This window comes from Streptomyces sp. ID05-39B (assembly GCF_033794725.1).
GTDB lineage: Bacteria > Actinomycetota > Actinomycetes > Streptomycetales > Streptomycetaceae > Streptomyces > Streptomyces bobili.
This window is the reverse complement of record NZ_JARGEF010000015.1, coordinates 16586-37718: the sequence shown is the minus strand read 5'-3', so window position 1 is coordinate 37718 and position 21133 is coordinate 16586. Positions and strand designations below refer to the sequence as shown.

21 protein-coding genes are annotated in these 21133 nt (G+C 70.9%); 15 read left to right on the top strand and 6 right to left on the bottom strand.

The annotated features are described in order from the left end of the window. Positions 1 to 52: 52 nt before the first annotated feature. The 8 genes from ald to P1P75_RS06225 all read left to right on the top strand — a co-directional run bounded on the left by ald (position 53) and on the right by P1P75_RS06225 (position 7995). Positions 53 to 1168 carry an alanine dehydrogenase gene (gene ald / locus P1P75_RS06260; protein ID WP_319252409.1) on the top strand — a complete coding sequence of 372 codons (1116 nt, stop codon included), beginning with the start codon at positions 53 to 55 and terminating at the stop codon, positions 1166 to 1168. Between the two features lie 400 nt (positions 1169 to 1568). Further along, on the top strand, positions 1569 to 2705 hold the full coding sequence (locus P1P75_RS06255; protein WP_167396128.1) for a ParA family protein: 1137 nt from the start codon (positions 1569 to 1571) through the stop codon (positions 2703 to 2705). Beyond that, on the top strand, positions 2690 to 3253 hold the full coding sequence (locus P1P75_RS06250; RefSeq protein WP_167534845.1) for a hypothetical protein: 564 nt from the start codon (positions 2690 to 2692) through the stop codon (positions 3251 to 3253). Before P1P75_RS06255 ends, P1P75_RS06250 begins: the two co-directional genes overlap by 16 nt. 18 nt (positions 3254 to 3271) lie before the next feature. Then, entirely contained in the window at positions 3272 to 4273 is a 1002-nt protein-coding gene (locus P1P75_RS06245) for a segregation/condensation protein A (RefSeq protein ID WP_319252395.1), read from the top strand. Next, entirely contained in the window at positions 4270 to 4923 is a 654-nt protein-coding gene (scpB, locus tag P1P75_RS06240; RefSeq protein WP_319252394.1) for an SMC-Scp complex subunit ScpB, read from the top strand. The genes P1P75_RS06245 and scpB overlap by 4 nt, the downstream gene beginning before the upstream one ends. Further along, complete coding sequence (locus P1P75_RS06235) at positions 4923 to 6101, top strand: pseudouridine synthase (RefSeq protein WP_319252393.1); 1179 nt, start codon at positions 4923 to 4925, stop codon at positions 6099 to 6101. The genes scpB and P1P75_RS06235 overlap by 1 nt, the downstream gene beginning before the upstream one ends. A 152-nt stretch (positions 6102 to 6253) precedes the next feature. Beyond that, positions 6254 to 6976, top strand: coding sequence for an NUDIX domain-containing protein (locus P1P75_RS06230; RefSeq protein ID WP_319252392.1), 723 nt, complete (start codon positions 6254 to 6256; stop codon positions 6974 to 6976). Continuing rightward, positions 6973 to 7995: an ADP-ribosylglycohydrolase family protein gene (locus tag P1P75_RS06225; protein ID WP_319252391.1), complete on the top strand. Its 1023-nt coding sequence runs from the start codon at positions 6973 to 6975 to the stop codon at positions 7993 to 7995. The genes P1P75_RS06230 and P1P75_RS06225 overlap by 4 nt, the downstream gene beginning before the upstream one ends. A gap of 6 nt (positions 7996 to 8001) precedes the next feature. On the opposite strand, the gene P1P75_RS06220 is transcribed toward P1P75_RS06225, so the two are convergent. Further along, a complete protein-coding gene (locus P1P75_RS06220; RefSeq protein ID WP_319252390.1) occupies positions 8002 to 8406 on the bottom strand; it encodes a Rieske (2Fe-2S) protein in 405 nt (134 codons plus the stop codon). 218 nt (positions 8407 to 8624) lie between these two features. Between P1P75_RS06220 and aroH the strand changes: the two genes are divergently transcribed. The 5 genes from aroH (at position 8625) to der (ending at position 13286) form a co-directional block, all read left to right on the top strand. Then, positions 8625 to 8987: a chorismate mutase gene (gene aroH, locus P1P75_RS06215; protein WP_319252389.1), complete on the top strand. Its 363-nt coding sequence runs from the start codon at positions 8625 to 8627 to the stop codon at positions 8985 to 8987. Further along, complete coding sequence (locus P1P75_RS06210; protein ID WP_319252388.1) at positions 8984 to 10069, top strand: prephenate dehydrogenase; 1086 nt, start codon at positions 8984 to 8986, stop codon at positions 10067 to 10069. Before aroH ends, P1P75_RS06210 begins: the two co-directional genes overlap by 4 nt. Positions 10070 to 10338: 269 nt before the next feature. Next, positions 10339 to 11025, top strand: coding sequence for a (d)CMP kinase (gene cmk / locus P1P75_RS06205; protein ID WP_319252387.1), 687 nt, complete (start codon positions 10339 to 10341; stop codon positions 11023 to 11025). After that, a complete protein-coding gene (locus P1P75_RS06200) occupies positions 11022 to 11684 on the top strand; it encodes a lysophospholipid acyltransferase family protein (RefSeq protein ID WP_319252386.1) in 663 nt (220 codons plus the stop codon). Before cmk ends, P1P75_RS06200 begins: the two co-directional genes overlap by 4 nt. 123 nt (positions 11685 to 11807) lie before the next feature. Then, the gene (der, locus tag P1P75_RS06195; protein ID WP_319252385.1) at positions 11808 to 13286 is read left to right on the top strand and encodes a ribosome biogenesis GTPase Der; all 1479 of its coding nucleotides are present in this window, start codon (positions 11808 to 11810) and stop codon (positions 13284 to 13286) included. Between the two features lie 100 nt (positions 13287 to 13386). Here the strand turns inward: der and P1P75_RS06190 are convergent, their stop codons facing one another. Together P1P75_RS06190 and P1P75_RS06185 are read right to left on the bottom strand one after the other, a co-directional pair. After that, positions 13387 to 13881 carry a hypothetical protein gene (locus tag P1P75_RS06190; protein WP_319252384.1) on the bottom strand — a complete coding sequence of 165 codons (495 nt, stop codon included), beginning with the start codon at positions 13879 to 13881 and terminating at the stop codon, positions 13387 to 13389. Between the two features lie 98 nt (positions 13882 to 13979). After that, positions 13980 to 14762 (bottom strand): hypothetical protein, encoded by a 783-nt coding sequence (locus P1P75_RS06185; RefSeq protein ID WP_086768890.1) that lies wholly within the window; start codon positions 14760 to 14762, stop codon positions 13980 to 13982. A gap of 517 nt (positions 14763 to 15279) precedes the next feature. Here P1P75_RS06185 and P1P75_RS06180 point away from each other — a divergent pair. Further along, a complete protein-coding gene (locus tag P1P75_RS06180; RefSeq protein WP_319252383.1) occupies positions 15280 to 16026 on the top strand; it encodes a transglycosylase family protein in 747 nt (248 codons plus the stop codon). 41 nt (positions 16027 to 16067) lie between these two features. Here the strand turns inward: P1P75_RS06180 and ctaD are convergent, their stop codons facing one another. Continuing rightward, positions 16068 to 17747, bottom strand: a complete 1680-nt coding sequence (gene ctaD, locus P1P75_RS06175) for a cytochrome c oxidase subunit I (RefSeq protein ID WP_319252382.1) — start codon at positions 17745 to 17747, stop codon at positions 16068 to 16070. Between the two features lie 421 nt (positions 17748 to 18168). Between ctaD and P1P75_RS06170 the strand changes: the two genes are divergently transcribed. Further along, a complete protein-coding gene (locus tag P1P75_RS06170; RefSeq protein ID WP_319252381.1) occupies positions 18169 to 18384 on the top strand; it encodes an I78 family peptidase inhibitor in 216 nt (71 codons plus the stop codon). Between the two features lie 47 nt (positions 18385 to 18431). On the opposite strand, the gene P1P75_RS06165 is transcribed toward P1P75_RS06170, so the two are convergent. Continuing rightward, positions 18432 to 19475, bottom strand: coding sequence for a phosphatase PAP2 family protein (locus tag P1P75_RS06165; protein ID WP_319252380.1), 1044 nt, complete (start codon positions 19473 to 19475; stop codon positions 18432 to 18434). 238 nt (positions 19476 to 19713) lie between these two features. After that, positions 19714 to 20880 carry a glycosyltransferase family 39 protein gene (locus tag P1P75_RS06160; protein WP_319252379.1) on the bottom strand — a complete coding sequence of 389 codons (1167 nt, stop codon included), beginning with the start codon at positions 20878 to 20880 and terminating at the stop codon, positions 19714 to 19716. Positions 20881 to 21133: the final 253 nt, after the last annotated feature.

Here is a 21133-nt window from a genome sequence, read left to right as displayed (position 1 = left end):
CCTCCGGGTATGTGTTGCTGTTTCCCCCTCTGAGCCAAGGACCGTGATCGACGTGAAGGTCGGCATCCCCCGCGAGGTCAAGAACAACGAGTTCCGGGTGGCCATCACCCCCGCCGGCGTGCACGAGCTGGTGCGCAACGGCCACCAGGTCGTCATCGAGCGCAACGCCGGTGCCGGGTCGTCGATCACCGACGGCGAGTACGTCGCCGCCGGTGCGCAGATCCTGGAGACCGCCGACGAGGTGTGGGCCACCGCCGACCTGCTGCTGAAGGTCAAGGAGCCCGTCGCCGAGGAGTACCACCGCCTCCGCAAGGACCAGACCCTCTTCACCTACCTGCACCTGGCCGCGTCCAAGGAGTGCACGGACGCCCTCGTCGCCTCCGGCACCACCGCGATCGCCTACGAGACCGTCGAGCTGCCGAACCGCGCCCTGCCGCTGCTCGCCCCGATGTCCGAGGTCGCGGGCCGGCTGGCCCCGCAGGTCGGCGCCTACCACCTGATGCGAGCCAACGGCGGCCGTGGCGTCCTGCCCGGCGGCGTCCCCGGCGTGACCCCCGCCAAGGCCGTGGTCATCGGCGGCGGCGTGTCGGGCTGGAACGCCACCCAGATCGCCGTCGGCATGGGCTTCGACGTGACCCTGCTGGACCGCGACATCAACAAGCTGCGCGAGGCCGACAAGATCTTCGGCACCAGGGTCAAGGCCGTCATGTCCAACTCCTTCGAGCTGGAGAAGGCCGTGGTCGAGGCCGACCTCGTCATCGGCGCCGTGCTCATCCCGGGCGCCAAGGCCCCCAAGCTGGTCACCAACGAGCTGGTGTCCCGGATGAAGCCCGGGAGTGTCCTTGTCGACATCGCGATCGACCAGGGCGGCTGCTTCGAGGACTCCCACCCGACCACCCACGCCGAGCCGACCTTCCCGGTGCACAACTCGGTCTTCTACTGCGTCGCCAACATGCCGGGGGCGGTGCCCAACACCTCCACCAACGCCCTCACCAACGCCACGCTGCCGTACATCGTCTCGCTCGCCAACAACGGCTGGGTCGAGGCGCTGCGCCGTGACCCCGCGCTCGCCAAGGGCCTCAACACCCACGACGGCCAGGTCGTTTACCGCGAGGTCGCCGAGGCGCACGGCCTGGCCCACCTGGAGCTGGACACGCTCCTCGGCTGACCCGCCGGGCAAGTCACCTTGCCGTAAAGGCGATACGTCAACACGCCGCGTCAAAGGCGTGGCCCCGGCCGGACCTTGCCCGACAAGGTCCGGCCCGATGTGTGTATGGTCACTTTGCGGCTCTCGGTCAACTCGCCGCGAACGTAACCCTTCGACCGATTCGCACGCCGGTGAAGCCTGCTGTGCGACGGTCGTACGCCCTTGACAGTGGGATGTTTCATTGTCGACACATCGAGTCGGGTACGGCGGATTGTGTTGCTGCGAACACCCGACACGCCATAGAGTCGCCAACCGTCGGCATGGTGCCACGCTGACCTTGTCTAGAAGTTTCCTGGTCACCAAGGAGGTAAGACGACTTGTGAATGAGTCGACATTTGCTCCCGGGGGTGGTCAACCAGGAATGCCTACGCGGAGTCAGGGCTCCACGGGGCTCGAGGCTGTCGGCTCCGTCGCTGTCCGAACCTTCGCAGCCCACCAGAGCCAGTCAAGCCCCCACACGGCTCTGCAAGCACACCAGAGCATGGATGGCCATCACGTGAACGCCATGGCCGGCGACGGAAGTGGCGCGCCCCGCAACCACTTCGCCGACTACGACGAACTGCCCGAAGGGCACTTCTACGATCCCGACGCCGAGTACGAGCCCGACCCCGAGTACGCGGCCACACTCGCGCCCGACGCTGCCCGCCAGCGCCGCGAGCGCATCGGCCCGACCGGTCGCCCGCTGCCGTACTTCCCGATCCCGGGACCGCTGACCAACCACGGTCCCGCGACGATCATCGCCATGTGCAACCAGAAGGGCGGCGTCGGCAAGACCACGTCGACCATCAACCTGGGTGCGGCGCTTGCGGAGTACGGACGCCGGGTACTGCTCGTGGACTTCGACCCGCAGGGCGCGCTGTCGGTCGGTCTGGGCGTCAACCCCATGGAGCTCGACCTCACGGTCTACAACCTGCTCATGGAGCGGGGCATGTCGGCCGACGAGGTGCTCCTGAAGACGGCGGTCCCCAACATGGACCTGCTGCCCAGCAACATCGACCTGTCCGCCGCCGAGGTCCAGCTGGTCTCCGAGGTCGCGCGCGAGTCGACGCTCCAGCGGGCGCTGAAGCCGCTGATGGACGACTACGACTACATCGTGATCGACTGTCAGCCCTCGCTCGGCCTGCTCACCGTCAACGCGCTCACCGCCGCCCACAAGGTGATAGTGCCGCTGGAGTGCGAGTTCTTCGCGCTGCGCGGTGTCGCCCTGCTGACGGAGACCATCGAGAAGGTCCAGGAGCGGCTCAACCCGGAGCTGGAGCTCGACGGGATCCTGGCGACCATGTACGACTCGCGCACGGTGCACAGCCGCGAGGTGCTCGCACGGGTGGTCGAGGCCTTCGACGACCACGTCTACCACACGGTCATCGGACGCACGGTCCGCTTCCCGGAGACCACGGTCGCCGGTGAGCCGATCACCACCTACGCCTCCAACTCCGTCGGTGCCGCCGCCTATCGCCAGCTCGCCAGGGAGGTGCTCGCCCGGTGTCCCGCCGAGTGAGTCTGCCGGGGGCCGACGAACTCTTCCGTACGACAGGGGGAATGGCGCTCCAGCCGTCCGCACCCCGGCGCCCCGCCAACGGCGAGGCCCGGGTTCCCGCTCCGGCGGGGGACAGCGACGGTACGGCGCCCGGTTCCGCCGAGGACGCGCCGCACGCCGTGCCCGCCCAGGGCGGGGACGGCGGGGGTGCCGAACACGCGGCGGCCGGAGCCGAGCAGGGCGGCACCCGCGGCGCCGGGGAACGTCCCGGTCCCCGGCAGGGCACGCAGGAAGGGTCGGCCGCCCAGGCCGACGCCCAGTCGCGCAAGCGCGGACGGGCCCCCGCCCGCCGGCCCAGCGGCCGGGAGCGGCACGACGAGAAGATCACCGTGTACGTGTCCGCCGAGGAACTGATGGACCTGGAGCACGCCCGTCTGGTGCTCCGCGGCGAACACGGACTCGCGGTCGACCGCGGGCGCATCGTCCGCGAGGCGGTCGCCGTGGTCCTCGCCGACCTGGAGAGCCGCGGAGACGCCAGCATCCTCGTACGACGGCTTCGCGGGCGGTAGCGGTAGCCTGCGGGGGCCATGACCTCGAACGATCCCGTCCCCGCCCCCGGCGCACCGGCCGGCCGTCGGCGTGCGCTGGGGCGGGGACCGGGCGTGGCACCTCCAGAACCCCAGGAGCGGCCCGAGGCGGTCGTACCGGAACCCGTTCAGGAGCCGGAGCCGGAGCAGGTACCGGTCGCCGATCCCGTAGGCGGCTCCCCGGAGGTGCCCGACGGCGTCTTCAAGGTCCGGCTCGCCAACTTCGAGGGTCCCTTCGACCTCCTGCTCCAGTTGATCTCCCGGCACACGATGGACGTCACCGAGGTGGCGCTGTCCAAGGTGACCGACGAGTTCATGGCGCACATCCGGGCGATGGGACCCGACTGGGACCTGGACCAGACGACCGAGTTCCTCGTCGTCGCCGCGACGCTGCTCGATCTGAAGGCGGCCCGCCTGCTGCCCGCCGCGGAGGTCGAGGACGAGGCCGACCTGTCCCTCTTCGAGGCCCGTGACCTGCTCTTCGCCCGGCTGCTGCAGTACCGCGCGTACAAACGGATCGCCGACATCTTCCAGGAACGGCTGGAGGTGGAGGCCCGCCGCTATCCGCGCACCGTCGGCCTGGAACCGCACCACGCCGAGCTGCTGCCCGAGGTCGTCATCAGCATCGGCGCCGAGGGCTTCGCCAGGCTCGCGGTCAAGGCGATGCAGCCCAGGCCCAAGCCGCAGGTGTACGTCGACCACATCCACGCCCCGCTGGTCAGCGTGCAGGAGCAGGCCGGGATCGTGGTCGCGCGGCTGCGCCGGTTCGGCGAGGTCAGCTTTCGCACGCTCGTCGAGGACGCCGACGACACCCTCACCGTGGTGGCGAGGTTCCTGGCCCTGCTGGAGCTGTACCGGGAGAAGGCCGTCGCCCTCGACCAGGAGACCGCCCTCGGGGAGCTGCTGGTGCGCTGGACGGGCGGGGACGGGGACGACCAGCCCAGGGTGACCGACGAGTTCGACCGGCCGCCCGAGAGGACCGAGGAGGAGAAGAAGGCGTGAGCGAGGACACCGCACAGGCCCCGGCCGGGCCGCGTACCGCCGCCGGCCTCGATCTCAAGCCCGCCCTGGAGGCCGTCCTGATGGTCGTGGACGAGCCCGCGACCGAGGAACATCTCGCGAAGATCGTGGAGCGCCCGCGCCGCCAGGTCGCGGACGCACTGCGGGAACTGGCCGACGAGTACACCGTGCAGGGGCGCGGCTTCGAGCTGCGGTTCGTCGCGGGGGGCTGGCGTTTCTACACCCGCGGCGAGTACGCCCCGGCCGTCGAGCGGTACGTCCTGGACGGCCAGCAGGCCCGGCTCACCCAGGCGGCGCTGGAGACCCTCGCGGTGGTCGCCTACCGCCAGCCGGTCAGCCGCAGCAGGGTCTCAGCGGTGCGCGGAGTCAACTGTGACGGCGTGATGCGCACCCTCCTCCAGCGCGGTCTGGTCGAGGAGGCGGGCGCGGAACCCGAAACAGGTGCGATCCTGTACAGGACGACGAACTACTTCCTGGAGCGGATGGGCCTGCGCGGTCTGGACGAGCTCCCGGAGCTCGCGCCCTTCCTCCCGGAGGCGGAGGCGATCGAGGCCGAGACCCAGGAAGCCGTACCGTCGTTCGATCCGGACGCCCCGGATTCCGAGGACGCAGACGACAAGACGGAACTTTGATGCGAAGCAGCAGCGGCAGGAACAGCAGCGGAAACAACGGCGGGAGCCGTGGTGGCAACAGCGGCGGCCGCGGCGGGAGCGGCGGTGGCCGCGGCGGGACCAGCGGTGGCCGCGGCGGGACCAGCGGTGGGGGGAAGGGCGGTGGTCGCGGCAACTTCCGCGGTGCCGGGAACAACCGCGACGACAAGCAGGGCGGCCGGCCGCAGAACCCCCGCCCCGAGGAGCGCCGCTACGACGTGGGTCCCGGCGGCACCCATGAAGGCCCCAAGTCCGGGCGCGGTGCCTCCGCGCGCGGCGGCGCGAAGGGCGGCCCCAAGCAGGGGCAGGGCACCGGGCGCGGCCGTTCGGTCCCGGCGACCTCGCGCGAGTACGAGACGCGGGCCGAGGAGCGCAACCGCGAGCGGTACGCGAACAAGAAGGACATCAAGCTGCCCAAGACCTTCCCGGGCGCCGAGCAGGAGGGCGAGCGGATCCAGAAGATCCTCGCGCGCGCCGGCTACGGCTCCCGGCGGGCCTGCGAGGAGCTGATCGAGCAGGCGCGGGTCGAGGTCAACGGCGAGATCGTCCTGGAGCAGGGCAAGCGGGTCGACCCGGAGAAGGACGAGGTCAAGGTCGACGGCCTCACCGTGGCGACGCAGTCGTACCAGTTCTTCTCGCTGAACAAGCCCGCCGGTGTCGTCTCCACGATGGAGGACAACGAGGGCCGGCAGTGCCTCGGCGACTACGTCACCAACCGTGAGACCCGGCTGTTCCACGTCGGTCGGCTCGACACCGAGACCGAGGGCGTCATCCTGCTCACCAACCACGGTGAGCTGGCACACCGGCTGACGCACCCCAAGTACGGCGTGAAGAAGGTCTACCTCGCACACATCGTGGGTCCGATCCCGCGTGACCTGGGCAAGCGGCTCAAGGACGGCATCCAGCTGGAGGACGGGTACGCGAAGGCGGACCACTTCCGGGTCGTCGAGCAGACGGGCAAGAACTACCTCGTCGAGGTCACCCTCCACGAGGGCCGCAAGCACATCGTGCGCCGGATGCTCGCGGAGGCCGGTTTCCCGGTCGACAAGCTGGTGCGCACGGCCTTCGGCCCGATCACCCTGGGCGACCAGAAGTCGGGCTGGCTGCGCCGGCTGTCGAACACCGAGGTCGGCATGCTGATGCAGGAGGTCGACCTCTAGAGCGCTGCCTCTGGAGCGTTGCCTCTGCTGCGCGCCCCTCGAAGAGCCTTGTGGGAGCGGCCGGTTCCGGGATTTCCGGGCCGGCCGCTTTCTTGTGCCCGGACAGTGGCCAGGTTTATAGTCGGTACGACTATTAAAGGGGGGGTGGGTGGATGCGGGGCTACGACAAGTACGCCTTCGAACCCTTCGCCGTCACCGTGGACCTCGCCGTCCTCACCCTGCGCGCGGGCGCCCTGCACGTCCTGCTCGTCGAGCGCGGGCAGGAGCCGTACCTCGGCCACTGGGCGCTGCCCGGCGGGTTCGTGCTGCCGGACGAGTCCGCCGAGACCGCCGCCCGGCGCGAACTCGCCGAGGAGACCGGCCTCGCCGACGTCTCCGGACTCCACCTGGAACAGCTGCGCACCTACAGCGAACCCGGCCGCGACCCCCGGATGCGGGTCGTCTCCGTCGCCTTCGCCGCCCTGCTCCCCGACGCACCCGAACCACACGGGGGCGGCGACGCGGCCCAGGCGCGCTGGCTGCCGTACGACGGCACCGAGCCGCTCGCCTTCGACCACGACCGGATCCTGGCCGACGCCCACGACCGGGTCGGCGCCAAGCTCGAGTACACCTGCCTCGCCACGGCCTTCTGCCCGCCCGAGTTCACCCTCGGCGAGCTGCAGCAGGTCTACGAGACGGTCTGGGGCACCGGCCTGGACCGGCCCAACTTCCGCCGCAAGGTGCTCGCCACCCCCGGCTTCGTCGAGCCCGTCCCCGGCGGCGGCGCACGGCTGACCGGCGGGCGCGGCAAACCGGCCGCCCTCTACCGCGCGGGCACCGCCACCACCCTGCACCCACCCCTGCTGCGACCGCCCCGGGAAGGACGTTCCGCATGACCACCACGACCGTCAGGAAGCGCGCCGCGACGGGGGCCCTGCTGGGCCTCGCCCTCGGGGACGCGCTCGGGTTTCCGACCGAGTTCAACGACGTCCCCTCCATCCTCGCCAAGTGCGGACCCTGGCGGGAGATGGAACTGCCCAGGCGTGCCTTCGTCTCCGACGACACCCAGATGACGCTGGCCGTCGCACGGGCCCTGCGCACGGCCATGGACCGAGGGCTGCTCGTGCCGGCCCGGCTGGAGCGGCCGCTGCGCGAGGAGTTCGTGGACTGGTACCAGTCGCCCGAGAACAACCGCGCCCCCGGCCGGACCTGCCTGACCGCCTGCAACCTGCTCAAGGACGACCGGCGGCTGTGGCAGGACGCCAGCCAGATCGGCTCCAAGGGCTGCGGCGCCAACATGCGCGTCGCGCCCCTCGGGCTCGCCCCCGGCCTCAGCGACGAGCAGCGGGCCGGTGCCGCCCAGCTCCAGTCCGGCCTCACCCACGGCCACCCCACCGCGCTCGCCGCCTCCGACCTCACCGCCCACGCCGTACGGCTGCTCGCACAGGGCGCCGAACCGGTCGGCCTGGTCGGGCTGCTGCGGTCGTACGCACTCGACAACCGCACCCGCTACCACCACCGCTGGCTCGGCGACCTGTGGACCCGCTCCCAGGACCCGACGCCGGAACACTTCATCGCGCGGGGCTGGGACGACTGCCTGGGCGCCTTGGAGCGGCTCCGGGAGGCTCTGCGCAGCCCCTCGCCGGAGACGGACCCGTGCCTGGCCACCGGGGACGGCTGGATCGCCGAGGAGGCGCTGGCGACCGGGCTGCTGTGTTTCCTGCTCTTCCCCGACGAACCGGTCACCGCGCTGCGCCGGGCCGCCTGCTCCGCCGGCGACTCCGACTCCATCGCCTGCCTGGCCGGCGCCTTCGCGGGCGCGTACGCCGGGGCCGACGCCTGGCCGACGGAGTGGGCGGACCGGATCGAGCACCAGAGCGAGCTGGTCACCCTCGGGGCGCTGTGGGACCACTGAGCCCGCTCACGCCAGCGTGATGGAGTCGCCCTTCACCGTGATCTTCTGTGCGGGCAGCGGCTCGGTCGCCGGGCCGCCCGCCACCGCGCCGTCGGCGATCTCGAAGCTGCTCCGGTGGCAGGCGCAGTTGATCGTGCCGTCGGCGACGGTCGCCACGATGCAGCCCTGATGGGTGCAGACCGCCGAGAACGCCTTGAAGTCGCCCTGCGTCGGCTGCGTCACCACGACCTTCTCGTCCTTGAAGATCTTGCCGCCGCCGACCGGGATGTCGGCCGTCCGCGCCAGTTCCTGACCGGCGGAGACGGACGCGCCGGACGAGTCGCCGCCGGAGTCCTGATCGCCACAGCCGACGGCGAGCGCCGCCGCGCCCGTCGCGAGGAGAACCGTCCGGCGCGAGGCGGGGTGGGTCATGTCGTCACTCCGAAAGTGCGAAGGAAACCAGAGGGACCCTGAGGATGAGCCCGAGGGACAGAGTGGCACAGAACACCCGACTCGTTCCGGCGGCGGCCGAGCGCGTACGGGACGCGTCTCAGCGGGCGGGCGCCGTGTTCCGGGCCGCTCCGGGCTGACTACGCTGGACGGCGAAGACGGACAGAGAGCCGTCACCTATGTCAGCGAGGAGCAGCGCCGTGGCGGTACGAGCGGTCCGGGGGGCCGTCCAGCTGGACAGGGACGAAGCCGGACACATGGACGAGCAGGTCGGGGCGCTGCTCACCGCCGTGATGGAGCGCAACTCCCTCAGCGCGGACGACCTGATCAGCATCTGGTTCACGGCCACCCCCGACCTGCACAGCGACTTCCCGGCCGCCGCCGCGCGCAAGCTGGGCATCGTCGACGTGCCGCTGATCTGCGCCCAGGAACTCGACATCCGGGGCGCTCTGCCCAGGGTCGTCCGCATCCTCGCGCACATCGAGTCGGACCGGCCCCGCTCGGAGATCAACCACGTCTACCTCGGCGCCGCCGCCGCCCTGCGCAAGGACATCGCCCAGTGAGAACCGCGCTCGTCATCGGAACCGGCCTCATCGGCACCTCCGCGGCCCTCGCCCTCGTCCAGCGGGGCGTCGTCGTCCACCTGGAGGACCACGACCCCGAGCAGGCCCGTACGGCGGCGGCGCTCGGCGCGGGCACCGACGAGGCCCCCGACCACCCGGTCGACGTCGCCATAGTCGCCGCCCCGCCCGCCCATGTGGCCGCCGTGCTCGCCGACGCCATGCGCCGGGGTGTGGCCCGCGGCTACCTCGACGTGGCCAGCGTCAAGGGCGGACCACGCCGGGAGCTGGAGGCGCTCGGCCTGGACCTGTCGGCCTACCTCGGCACCCACCCGATGTCCGGCCGGGAGAAGTCCGGCCCGCTGGCCGCGACCGCCGACCTCTTCGAGGGCCGCCCCTGGGTGCTGACGCCGACCCGCGACACCGACACCGAGGTGCTCAACCTCGCCCTGGAGCTGGTCTCGCACTGCCGTGCCGTCCCCGTGGTCATGGACGCCGACGCCCACGACCGGGCCGTGGCGCTCGTCTCCCACATGCCCCACCTGGTCTCCAGCATGGTCGCCGCCCGCCTCCAGAACGCCGAGGAGGCCGCCGTACGGCTGTGCGGGCAGGGCATCAGGGACGTTACCCGGATCGCCGCCTCCGACCCCCGCATGTGGATCGACATCCTCTCCGCGAACCCCGGGCCGGTCGCCGACCTGCTCGGCGACGTCGCCTGCGACCTCGACGAGACGGTCCGGGCGCTGCGGGCCCTGGAGTCCTCGGACGAGGACAAGCGTCGCGAGGGCGCCGGCGGCATCGAGGACGTCCTGCGGCGCGGGAACGCCGGCCAGGTCCGGGTCCCCGGCAAGCACGGGTCCGCCCCGCGGACGTACGAGGTCGTGGCGGTGCTCATCGACGACCAGCCGGGGCAGCTGGCCCGCATCTTCGCCGATGCCGGGCGGGCGGGGGTCAACGTCGAGGACGTACGCATCGAGCACGCGACGGGGCAGCAGGCCGGCCTGGTGCAGTTGATGGTCGAGCCCAAGGCGGTGGCTGTGCTGAGCGCCGCGCTGCGGGAGCGGGGATGGGCGCTGCGGCAGTAGACACCCGGCGCTTCGATGGGCGTTGCCGGGGGCTGCGGCCCCCGGACCCCCCGTGTCGGGCCTGAGGGGCCTCGTCCTCGAACCCCCGGAGGGGGACCCCCCAGACGGGCTGAAATCACGCGGCCTGCGTGGGAAAGGGGCCGCTGGACGGCCCTGGACAGGGCCTCGCGGTGGCCGTAGGCCGGATGAGTGACCCGCACACAGTAACCTTGTGCGGGGCGCATTCTCGTCCCGCAGCCCACCACCTCGCACCAGGAAGGTGTCCTCCCGTGGAAAACGGCGCCGCCCAGCCCGTGATTGTCGCCATCGACGGTCCCTCCGGCACGGGCAAGTCGAGCACGTCCAAGGCCGTGGCCGCCCAGCTCGGGCTGAGCTACCTGGACACCGGTGCGCAGTACCGGGCGATCACGTGGTGGATGGTCAGCAACGGGATCGACATCGAGGACCCCACGGCGATCGCCGCCGTCGCCGGGAAGCCCGAGATCGTCTCCGGCACCGACCCGGCCGGCCCGACGATCACCGTCGACGGCACGGACGTGGCCGGCCCGATCCGCACCCAGGAGGTCACCTCCAAGGTCAGCGCGGTGAGCGCCGTACCGGAGGTGCGGGCGCGGATCACCGAGCTGCAGCGGTCGCTGGCGGCCTCCGCCGAGCGGGGCATCGTCGTCGAGGGGCGTGACATCGGGACGACCGTGCTGCCCGACGCCGATCTGAAGATCTTCCTCACCGCCTCGCCCGAGGCCCGCGCGGCCCGCCGCAGCGGTGAGCTGAAGGGCGCGGACGTGCACAGCACCCGCGAGGCGCTGATCAAGCGGGACGCGGCCGACTCCTCGCGCAAGACCTCCCCGCTCGCCAAGGCGGACGACGCCGTGGAGGTGGACACCACCGAGCTGACGCTGACCCAGGTCATCGAGTGCGTGGTCACCCTCGTCGGGGAGAAGCGGGCGGCGAAGTGAGAGAACTGCCCTCGGAGAGGGGCGCGGAGGTCGGTCGGCGCATCGGCGTCGGCCTGATGTACGGCTTCTGGAAACCGCGGGTGCTGGGCGCCTGGAAGGTACCGGCGACCGGTCCCGTGATCTTCGCCGTCAACCACTCCCACAACATCGACGGGCCGATGGTCATGGGCGTGGCGCCCCGGCCGACGCACTTCCTGATCAAGAAGGAAGCGTTCATCGGCCCCCTGGACCCGTTCCTGACGGGCATCGGGCAGGTCAAGGTCGACCGGGACACCACCGACCGCAAGGCCATCACCCGCGCACTGGGTGTGCTGGAGGCGGGCGGCGTTCTCGGTATCTTTCCGGAGGGCACGCGGGGCGAGGGCGACTTCGCCTCGCTGCGCGCGGGGCTCGCCTATTTCGCGGTGCGCAGCGGGGCGGCGATCGTCCCCGTGGCCGTACTGGGAAGCACCGAGCGCCGCGGACGGTTGTTCAAGGGTCTGCCCCCGCTGCGGTCCCGGGTCGACGTCGTCTTCGGTGACCCGTTCGAGGCGGGCGACGGCAGCGGGCGGCGTACGCGCAAGGTGCTGGACGAGGCCACCGAGCGCATCCAGAAGCAGTTGGCCGCTCACCTGGAGCACGCCAGACGGCTCACCGGCCGGCCGGCGGACGCGGGCTAGCGGCACGAGGAACGAAAACGCCGGGCGTCCGGGCGGACACTGGGCGACACTGAGTAGTGGATCAAACCGCCGAAAACGGGTGCTCCACCGATCACCACGAATGAACGCAGAGGTACGGACTTCATGAACGACCACATCCAGCCCGACGGCTCGGACTCCTTCGAGCACGACCACGGGGCACTCGGCGACGCCGAGTACGCGGAGTTCATGGAGCTCGCCGCGGTAGAAGGCTTCGATGTCGAGGACGTCGAGGGAGCGATCGAGGCCGCCGGGCACGGACCGCTGCCGGTCCTCGCCGTAGTCGGCCGCCCCAATGTCGGCAAGTCGACCCTCGTCAACCGGATCATCGGGCGGCGCGAGGCGGTTGTCGAGGACAAGCCGGGCGTCACCCGTGACCGCGTGACCTACGAGGCCGAGTGGGCGGGCCGCCGCTTCAAGGTCGTCGACACCGGCGGCTGGGAGCAGGACGTCCTCGGCATCGACGCCTCCGTGGCCGCCCAGGCCGAGTACGCGATCGAGGCCGCCGACGCCGTCGTCTTCGTCGTCGACGCCAAGGTCGGCGCGACCGACACCGACGAGGCGGTCGTACGACTGCTGCGCAAGGCCGGCAAGCCCGTCGTGCTGGCCGCCAACAAGGTGGACGGCCTCAGCGGCGAGGCGGACGCGTCCTACCTGTGGTCCCTGGGCCTCGGCGAGCCGCACCCCGTCTCCGCGCTGCACGGCCGCGGCACCGGCGACATGCTGGACGCCGTCCTGGAGGCGCTGCCGGAGGCGCCCGAGCAGACCTTCGGCACGGCGGTCGGCGGCCCGCGCCGCATCGCTCTCATCGGCCGCCCGAACGTCGGCAAGTCCTCACTGCTGAACAAGGTGGCCGGCGAGGAGCGCGTCGTCGTCAACGAGATCGCGGGCACCACCCGTGACCCGGTCGACGAGCTGATCGAGCTGGGCGGTGTCACCTGGAAGTTCGTCGACACGGCCGGTATCCGCAAGCGGGTCCATCTCCAGCAGGGCGCCGACTACTACGCCTCGCTGCGCACCGCGGCCGCGGTGGAGAAGGCCGAGGTGGCGGTCATCCTGATCGACTCCTCCGAGTCGATCTCCGTGCAGGACCAGCGGATCGTCACCATGGCGGTGGACGCGGGCCGCGCGATCGTCCTCGCCTTCAACAAGTGGGACACCCTCGACGAGGAGCGCCGCTACTACCTGGAGCGGGAGATCGAGACCGAGCTGGCCCAGGTGGTGTGGGCGCCGCGGGTGAACGTCTCGGCGCGCACCGGACGGCACATGGAGAAGCTCGTCCCGGCGATCGAGACGGCCCTGGCCGGCTGGGAGACCCGCGTCCCCACGGGCCGGCTGAACGCCTTCCTCGGTGAGCTGGTCTCGGCCCATCCGCACCCCGTCCGGGGCGGCAAGCAGCCGCGCATCCTCTTCGGCACCCAGGCCGGCACCAAGCCGCCGCGGTTCGTGCTGTTCGCCTCCGGCTTCATCGAGGCGGGCTACCGGCGCTTCATCGAGCGCCGCCTGCGCGAGGAGTTCGCCTTCGAGGGCACGCCGATCCACATCTCGGTGCGGGTGCGTGAGAAGCGCGGCAAGAAGAAGTGACCTGAGGAGACGACACGGCCGGAGGGCGGCACCCATCGCGGGTGCCGCCCTCCGGCCGTGTCACGCCCTGTGTCCGTCCGCCTCCGTCCGCCCGGCTGCCTCAGCCGCTCCGCCGGGGCGCCGGGGGCAGCGCCGGGACGTGGTGCATCCCGGTGGGCGTCTGCCGCTGCCCGGTCTGCGAGGTCTGCGAGGTCTGCGTCGTCTGCCCGAGCGGGCCCACCCGCTGCCACTGCGACTGCGACTGCGACTGCACCTGTCCCTGCGACTGTCCCTGAGCCCGGCCCTGGCCCTGCGACGGCTGTCCGCCGAGCCGGGCGCTCTGCGCGCCCGCGCTGTAGGCGCTGTACGAGCTGCTGAACGATCCCGGCCGCGGTACCGCGTACGACCCCGTGCTGTACGGGATGTTCCCGAAGGCGGTGAACCCCAGTTCCTCCTCGCCGCTGCGGTCACCCGGCAGCGAGCGGAACGACTTGACGTACTCGGCGTAGAGCGTGTCGTAGATCGGCGTGGCCGAAGGGCCGACATGGGAGTCGTGGGACGGTCGCGCGGACGGGATCGGGTAGGGCTGGCGGCGGGGAACGTCGTAGGTGTGCACGTATGTCCAAACGACGTGTGAGGTCAAGGGATGCGGCCGGTGACCGGCCTTCGGGGGCGCGGCGGTACGGCCGCGTCCCCCGGCCGAGGGCCCAGGGCTCAGGTTCCGGCGAGCGGCATGGCCGCCCCCACCAGCTTTCCGTTCGCCGCCGCCTTGTCCAGCGCGCCCCGCAGCAGGTCCTCCCGGGGCTGGCGGCCGATCGAGCCCACCGGGGCCGCGAACATCAGTACCTGCTGGTGCTTGTTGGCGGCGGCCCGCCAGCCCTCCGTCACCTGCAAGGGCTGGTGGGCCTGCCACCAGGCCACCGGCTGGCCGCCGTTGACCGAGGGCTGGAGCACCGCGTGCAGCTGCCCCATCGCCAGCAGCACCGACCAGCCGTGCTGTACGGGCGGTACCTCGGACAGCTCGGACAGCGGCATGAAGCCCTGCTCGATGAGCAACGGCAGGAAGTCGTCGCCGATGTCGGTGGCGCCGGGCCGCACGATGGGCGCGGTCGGCTCCACGACCAGGGCCGGGTGCAACTCCCCGGCGATCAGGACGAGTCCGCTCGTCACACCGAGCACGGCCTGCTCGGGCACGACCTTGTCGGGGTCCAGGTCGACGGTGTCGCCGCTGATCGAGCGGACCGCGCCCTGGAGCTGCTCCTCGGTGACCTGGACGACCTGGGAGGGCAGGCAGGAGGAGTGGGCGAAGGCGAGGACGGCGGTCTCGTCCCCGATGAACAGGACGGTGCTGGTGCGCTCGTGCTCGGAGTCGCCCGGGGTGCGGCAGGACGTGCAGTCGTAACTGCCCGGGGCGTTCTCTCCGGCGAGCAGCCGGTCGGCTTCTTCGGCGCCGATCTCGGCGCGTACCTCGTCGCTGACGTCGAGCATGCGCGGCACGGGTGACTCCCTCGGATGCGGTGCGTGGGCGGGCCGGGTGGCTCCCCGGCTCATGCAGAAGACAACGGGCGAGCTGTGGCGGGGGTCACGCTGCCCGGCGAAGGGAATCGAACCGGCCCGCGCGCAGGGTCACCTGACGTGCGGAATCGGCCACTCACCGTCAAGTAACGAGTGGGTTACGGGGGTTGGGCGCGTGAGGTGGGACACAGGGCACCCGGGAGGTTGGTCGACAAATACGGAAATCACGGAATGAAATAGGTGTCCGGATCTGGACGATACCGGCGGTAACGGGGAACTGGCCTGCGGAGAAGGCCAGTTGATTGATGACGGGCCGTCGGAGACCTAGATTGCTCGGCTGTGTGCAGCGAGCACCGCCCGGGTACGTCCGCCGGCCGCGCAGAGCCAGACAGCGCGCAGCGCCACCGCCGGCGGACGGGACGGAGCACGACGACCGCGTTCCCGCGTGGACGGCGTACTCCGCTCAGGGGGAGACCCGGGTTCGTAGAGAGGGATCCACATGTCCCAATGTGCCGACAACACCCGCGCCGACGCTCGCGCCACCAAGGCGCGTACGACAGCGGTCCTCGCCGGGGCGGCGCTTCTCGCCCCCCTCGGACTGCTGGCCGCGGGAGGCAACGCCGCCGCGGCGGACGCCGGGGTGTGGGACCGCATCGCCCGGTGCGAGAGCGGCGGCAACTGGCACATCAACACCGGTAACGGCTACTACGGCGGACTCCAGTTCTCCGCGTCCACCTGGCGCGCCTTCGGCGGCACGGCCTACGCGCCGACCGCCGACCGGGCCACCAGGGCACAGCAGATCGCGGTCGCCACCAAGGTGCAGCGCTCCCAGGGATGGGGCGCGTGGCCGACCTGCTCGACCCGAGCCGGGGCCTCCGGCGGCGCCCCCACGGCCGAGAACGGATCGGTCAGGAGCGGGTCGTCGAAGAGCGGCTCGTCCACGAACAGCTCGTCCACGAACGGCTCGGCGAAGAGCAACTCCTCGAAGGGCGGTTCGTCCACGAACGGGCCCGCCGGCAACGGCTCCTCGAAGGCGGCCGGTGCCGCTGAGCGTTCCACCGGGCACGGCTCCCGCGGCACGGCTCCCCGCGACGGCGACGGCGACCACACCGTCCGCGCGGGCGACACGCTCAGCACGATCGCCGCGCTGCACGGAACCACCTGGCAGCGCGTCTACGCCGCGAACAGGTCGGCCATCGGCGAAAACCCCGACCTGATCATGCCGGGCCTGCGGCTCAACTTCTGACACGGCAGGGGCCCCGCCGGACCGGTCCGGCGGGGCCCCGCTCACGAGCCCGCCTGGTGCTTCTCCGGCTCGGGCTGCGGGATCTCCGCCGCGAACTCGGGATAGTGCAGGTCGAACGCCGGGGACTCCGAGCGGATCCGGGGCAGCGCGGTGAAGTTGTGCCGGGGCGGCGGGCAGGAGGTCATCCACTCCAGGGAGCGGCCGAAGCCCCAGGGGTCGTCGACCTCGACCTTCTCGCCGTACCGGGCGGTCTTCCACACGTTGTAGAGGAACGGCAGCGTCGACAGGCCGAGCAGGAACGCGCCGATCGTGGAGACCGTGTTGAGGGCGGTGAAGCCGTCCGCGGCCAGATAGTCCGGATAGCGGCGCGGCATGCCCTCGGCGCCCAGCCAGTGCTGCACCAGGAACGTGGTGTGGAAGCCGACGAACAGCGTCCAGAACTGGATCTTGCCGAGCCGCTCGTCGAGCAGCTTGCCGGTGAACTTCGGCCACCAGAAGAAGAACCCGGCGAAGATCGCGAAGACCACCGTGCCGAAGACGACGTAGTGGAAGTGTGCGACGACGAAATAGGAGTCGGTGACGTGGAAGTCCAGCGGCGGCGACGCCAGGATGACCCCGGTCAGCCCGCCGAACAGGAACGTCACGAGGAAGCCGGTCGCCCACAGCATCGGCGTCTCGAAGGACACCGAGCCCTTCAGCATGGTCCCGGTCCAGTTGAAGAACTTCACGCCCGTCGGCACCGCGATCAGGAACGACATGAAGGAGAAGAACGGCAGCAGCACCGCCCCGGTGGCGAACATGTGGTGGGCCCATACGACGACCGAGAGTCCGGTGATCGCCATCGTCGCGCCGACCAGGGTCAGGTAGCCGAAGATCGGCTTGCGGCTGAAGACCGGGATGATCTCCGTGATGATCCCGAAGAACGGCAGCGCGATGATGTACACCTCGGGATGCCCGAAGAACCAGAACAGGTGCTGCCACAGCAGCGCCCCGCCGTTGGCCGACGCGAACACCTGCGAGCCGAACCGGCGGTCCGCCTCCAGTACCAGCAGTGCCGCAGCCAGCACCGGGAACGCCATCAGAATCAGGATCGACGTGAACAGGGTGTTCCAGGTGAAGATCGGCATCCGGAACATCGTCATGCCGGGCGCACGCATCCCGATGATGGTGGTGACGAAGTTGACCGCGCCCAGGATCGTGCCGAAGCCGGCCAGCGCCAGCCCCATGATCCACAGGTCGGGGCCGATGCCGGGGGAGTACGTCGAGCTGTTGAGCGGCGCGTAGGCGAACCAGCCGAAGGCGGCCGGCCCGTCGGGCACCAGAAGCGAGCCCATCACGATGAGTCCGCCGAACAGGAACAGCCAGTACGACAGCATGTTCAGCCGGGGAAAGGCCACGTCAGGGGCGCCGATCTGGAGCGGCATCAGTTCGTTGGCGAAGCCCGCGAAGGACGGGGTCGCGAACAGGAGCAGCATGATCGTGCCGTGCAGGGTGAACAACTGGTTGAACTGCTGGTTGTCCACGATCTGCAGCCCGGGGCGGGCCAGTTCGGCGCGCATGATCAGCGCCATGACCCCGCCGATCAGGAAGAACGCGAACGACGTGATCAGGTAGAGGTGGCCGATCTTCTTGTGGTCGGTGGTGGTCAGCCAGTCGATCACGACCCGGCCCCGCCTCCCGCCCGCGGTGCGCACCGCCGCCGGTACGGTCTGCGTCCCCATCGCTCGCTCGCCCCTTCACTCGTCGCGCCCCGGGCCTGCCTCGCCCGCGCCGCACGGGTGCCCGCGAGCTGTCGCCATGATGCTCGCGCCGCCACGCGCCCGACAGGGGGCGTACGGAGGTTGTGTGGGGAAGCCGTGTATTTCCTATGAGTATTCGGCCCCCGTGAACCCTGCGGAATCGGAATGGAACGGAGTCCGGGGAACGGTTCTCCGGGAACTCTCCGCCGGGTAATTGAACGGGCCGGTACGACACGCGGAAATGGCGATCGAATACCTGCGAAAGGCGTACGGAATCGCTCGTTCGTGTGACGGATGCGAACTGAAACGCGTGTCGTGGTCCTGTGACAGAAGTGTGACCGGAGTGATCCACATCTCCCGTTCGGGGTTCCCGGAACGACGGCCCCGGCCTAGCGTTACGGGTATGGCACCGATTCCCACTCCGCCTGCGGAGCCCCAGGACAGTCCGGACGGATACGTCGGCCTCGAGAGCGACCGGGCCGAGCGGCTCGCCCGGGAGCGGGGGTGGTCGGCGGTGCGCTCGCTGGCACCCGGAACGATCATCACCATGGAGTACCGGGTGGGGCGGCTGAACTTCGAGGTGCGCGAGGGCAGGGTGACGCGGGCCTGGAAGGGGTGAGGCGCGCGGGACCGGGTCTGTGCGTACCGTGGTCCCGCGCGAGCCGGTCAGCCGCCGGTCAGGGGGCGGCCGGCCGGGGTGGTCGGCGTGTTCGGGCCGTGCGGAATCCGGTCCGCGTGGGCCGGACGGCGACTGCCGACCGGGGTGACGGGGGCACGCTCCCCGCGGGCCGTGTGCGGACCGGGGGCGAGGTGGAGCGGCGCCCTGGACGGCCGCGGCGCCGTCTCGCGGGCGGCGGTGGTCGTCTCGTCCTGCCGGCCGGCCGGCGAGCGCTGCTTGAGCGGTACGGCCACCGGGACCGGGACGGGGGTCGGGGCCGGCGTCGTACCGGCGCGGCGGGTGCGCCGGCGGTCGCGCAGCGTGAAGATCCAGACCTCGGTGCGGGCGATCAGCGGCTCGCACCAGGGCAGGGCCAGCAGGATGAGCAGGCCGGCGGCCCAGCCGAGGAGCACGTCGCTCAGCCAGTGCGTACCGAGGTAGACCGTGGCGAGGCCGACACCGAGCGAGGTCACCGCGGAGAGTGCCGACAACCAGCGCCGGGCTCGCGGGGTGGACGCCAGATAGGCCAGGATTCCCCAGGTCACGACCGCGTTGGCGGTGTGGCCGCTGGGAAATATATCGCCGCCGAGACCCATCTCGTTCGAGCCGATGGTGATGGCGTAGTGGGGGCCGAGACGGCCCATGCCGATCTTGGCCGCGCCGACCGTGATGTTCAGCAGCAGCAGTGAGGCACCGAGCGTGAGCAGGGGCCGCAGGGTGTGCTGGCGCCAGGATCTCCAGCCGAGCCAGGCACAGATCATGACGGCGGTCGGCCCGCGCTGGCCGAGGACCACGTAGTAGTCGACGAACCAGTGGATCTCGGACCACTGCTGGTACGGCCGGAAGAACATGACCTGCCAGTCGAGGCGGACCAGCCACGAGGTGGTCACCACGAGCCACACGATGGCCAGGTAGAAGGCCAGGGTCGCCGAGAACAGCGCGACCCGGTGCCTGCTCATCCGTGGCATGTCGATGTGCGCCGGCCGTTCCGGCTCACGGTCCAGCCTTGCGAACACCCGGTCCAGACGGGTGAGGTTATGTTCGGTACGCACCCAATCGACGTTACAGCGGGTGAGCGCAGTTCCCCGCCGAATCCACGGCTTTGTGATGACGATGTGATGTGGGATTGCTCTCAGAAGGGCACTTATTCCACCGGATTCCGTAATCCCCGAACGTTGCTCCGTTCAATTCTTTTGATCATTTTGGAGCGTGGTTCTGGTCGGCTTATGAATGCGTTCACCGAATGCATGGCAGCCATTCTCCGCCCGCACGCCCGGCCGTCCCGGACGGTCAGGGCGGACCGGAGCCGTTCAGCCACCACGCGCCGTACACCGCCGACGCCACCGCGACACCGCCCACGATCAGCGCCGATCGCCGGGGGCGCAGCCGGGCGAGGGCCAGGGCGAGGGGGAACAGCAGCGGGAAGGCGGGCAGCAGAAGGCGTGGTTTCGAGCCGAAGTAGCTCGAGGCGCACAGCGCGAGGGCCAGGACGATCCCCGTGTACACCAGCAGGGGGAGCGGTTGCCGTCCGCGCACACCGGCGACGTACAGCCGGATCAGCAGGGCGACGCCGATGATCAGGGCGAGACCGGCGAAGGCCGACGGAATTGACGTGAACTTGTCGATGATGAAGCGGGCGAAGGCGTAGCCGCCGTCGAAACCGTTGCGCCAGCCCGCCTGCACGTCGAGGTAGCCGAGAGGGCCCTTCCCGGTGCGGTGGCCGACCCAGAGGACGTAGCCGGCGGCACCGAGGGGCGCGAGGAGGAGACCGAGGGCGCGCGGGACGACACGCGCGCCCCGCGGGTGCGCCGCACCCCGCTCTCGCCCGAACGAGACGACGCCCGCCACCCACACCGCGGCCACCACGGCAAGTCCCACCGGGCGGGTCAGGCCGGCCAGCGACGCCAGCAGACCGGCGGTCACCCAGCGGCCGGTGAGGACCGCGTACAGCGCCCAGGCGGCCAGCGCGGTGAACAGGGACTCGCTGTACGCCATCGACTGCACGATCCCCACCGGCAGCACCGCCCACAGCAGGACCGCGCACACCCCGGCCCGGCGCCCGTACAACCGGTCGGCGACCGCGAAGATCCCCCAGGCCGCGGCGAGCGAGGCGAACACGGAGACGGCGAAGCCCGCGTCGGCGTACGACAGCGGGGTCACCGCCGCGACCAGACGCTCCAGCCAGGGCAGCAGCGGGAAGAACGCCAGGTTGGAGTGGACGTCGCCGTTCGGCAGCCGCACCTCGTAGCCGTAGCCCAGCTCGGCGACCCGGGTGTACCACAGGGAGTCCCAGCGGGCCGTCAGCAAGGTGTACGCGCTCTTGTCCCGCGCGGCGCTCCACACGGCGAGGGCGAGCAGCCCCAGGACGCGCACGGCCGCGTACCCCAGGAGGGCGGGGGCCGCCCGGCGCAGGGGCGCGGAGCCGGGCGGTGCCACGCGGGTGTCGAGATCGGTCACCGGACGATTATCGGAGGGGCCCGGAAGCGGAGGGTGCGCCGGGGTGCGACGGGCCGTGAGGGGAGTGGCGTACGCCACATGGTTGTCCGAGGGCTGTGAGAGGTCCGCCACGTGGACGACGGACGAACTCGCGTACGCTGCGTGTCACTCGTCGTTCAGTGCGCGGGCCGGAGACCACCGCTCCTCTCCGGCCGAGCCCCGGGGAGTCCCCACCCCGCGAGCCCGCCGAACCCGAGGGAACTCTGGGAGGTAC

Bases quoted from the DNA above. Each gene is read 5' to 3' on its own strand.
- P1P75_RS06255 (WP_167396128.1), top strand. From the start codon at position 1,569: ATGCCTACGCGGAGTCAGGGCTCCACGGGGCTCGAGGCTGTCGGCTCC.
- P1P75_RS06245 (WP_319252395.1), top strand. From the start codon at position 3,272: ATGACCTCGAACGATCCCGTCCCCGCCCCCGGCGCACCGGCCGGCCGT.
- P1P75_RS06235 (WP_319252393.1), top strand. From the start codon at position 4,923: ATGCGAAGCAGCAGCGGCAGGAACAGCAGCGGAAACAACGGCGGGAGC.
- P1P75_RS06230 (WP_319252392.1), top strand. From the start codon at position 6,254: ATGCGGGGCTACGACAAGTACGCCTTCGAACCCTTCGCCGTCACCGTG.
- P1P75_RS06225 (WP_319252391.1), top strand. From the start codon at position 6,973: ATGACCACCACGACCGTCAGGAAGCGCGCCGCGACGGGGGCCCTGCTG.
- P1P75_RS06220 (WP_319252390.1), bottom strand. From the start codon at position 8,406: ATGACCCACCCCGCCTCGCGCCGGACGGTTCTCCTCGCGACGGGCGCG.
- der (WP_319252385.1), top strand. From the start codon at position 11,808: ATGAACGACCACATCCAGCCCGACGGCTCGGACTCCTTCGAGCACGAC.
- P1P75_RS06180 (WP_319252383.1), top strand. From the start codon at position 15,280: ATGTCCCAATGTGCCGACAACACCCGCGCCGACGCTCGCGCCACCAAG.
- ctaD (WP_319252382.1), bottom strand. From the start codon at position 17,747: ATGGGGACGCAGACCGTACCGGCGGCGGTGCGCACCGCGGGCGGGAGG.
- P1P75_RS06170 (WP_319252381.1), top strand. From the start codon at position 18,169: ATGGCACCGATTCCCACTCCGCCTGCGGAGCCCCAGGACAGTCCGGAC.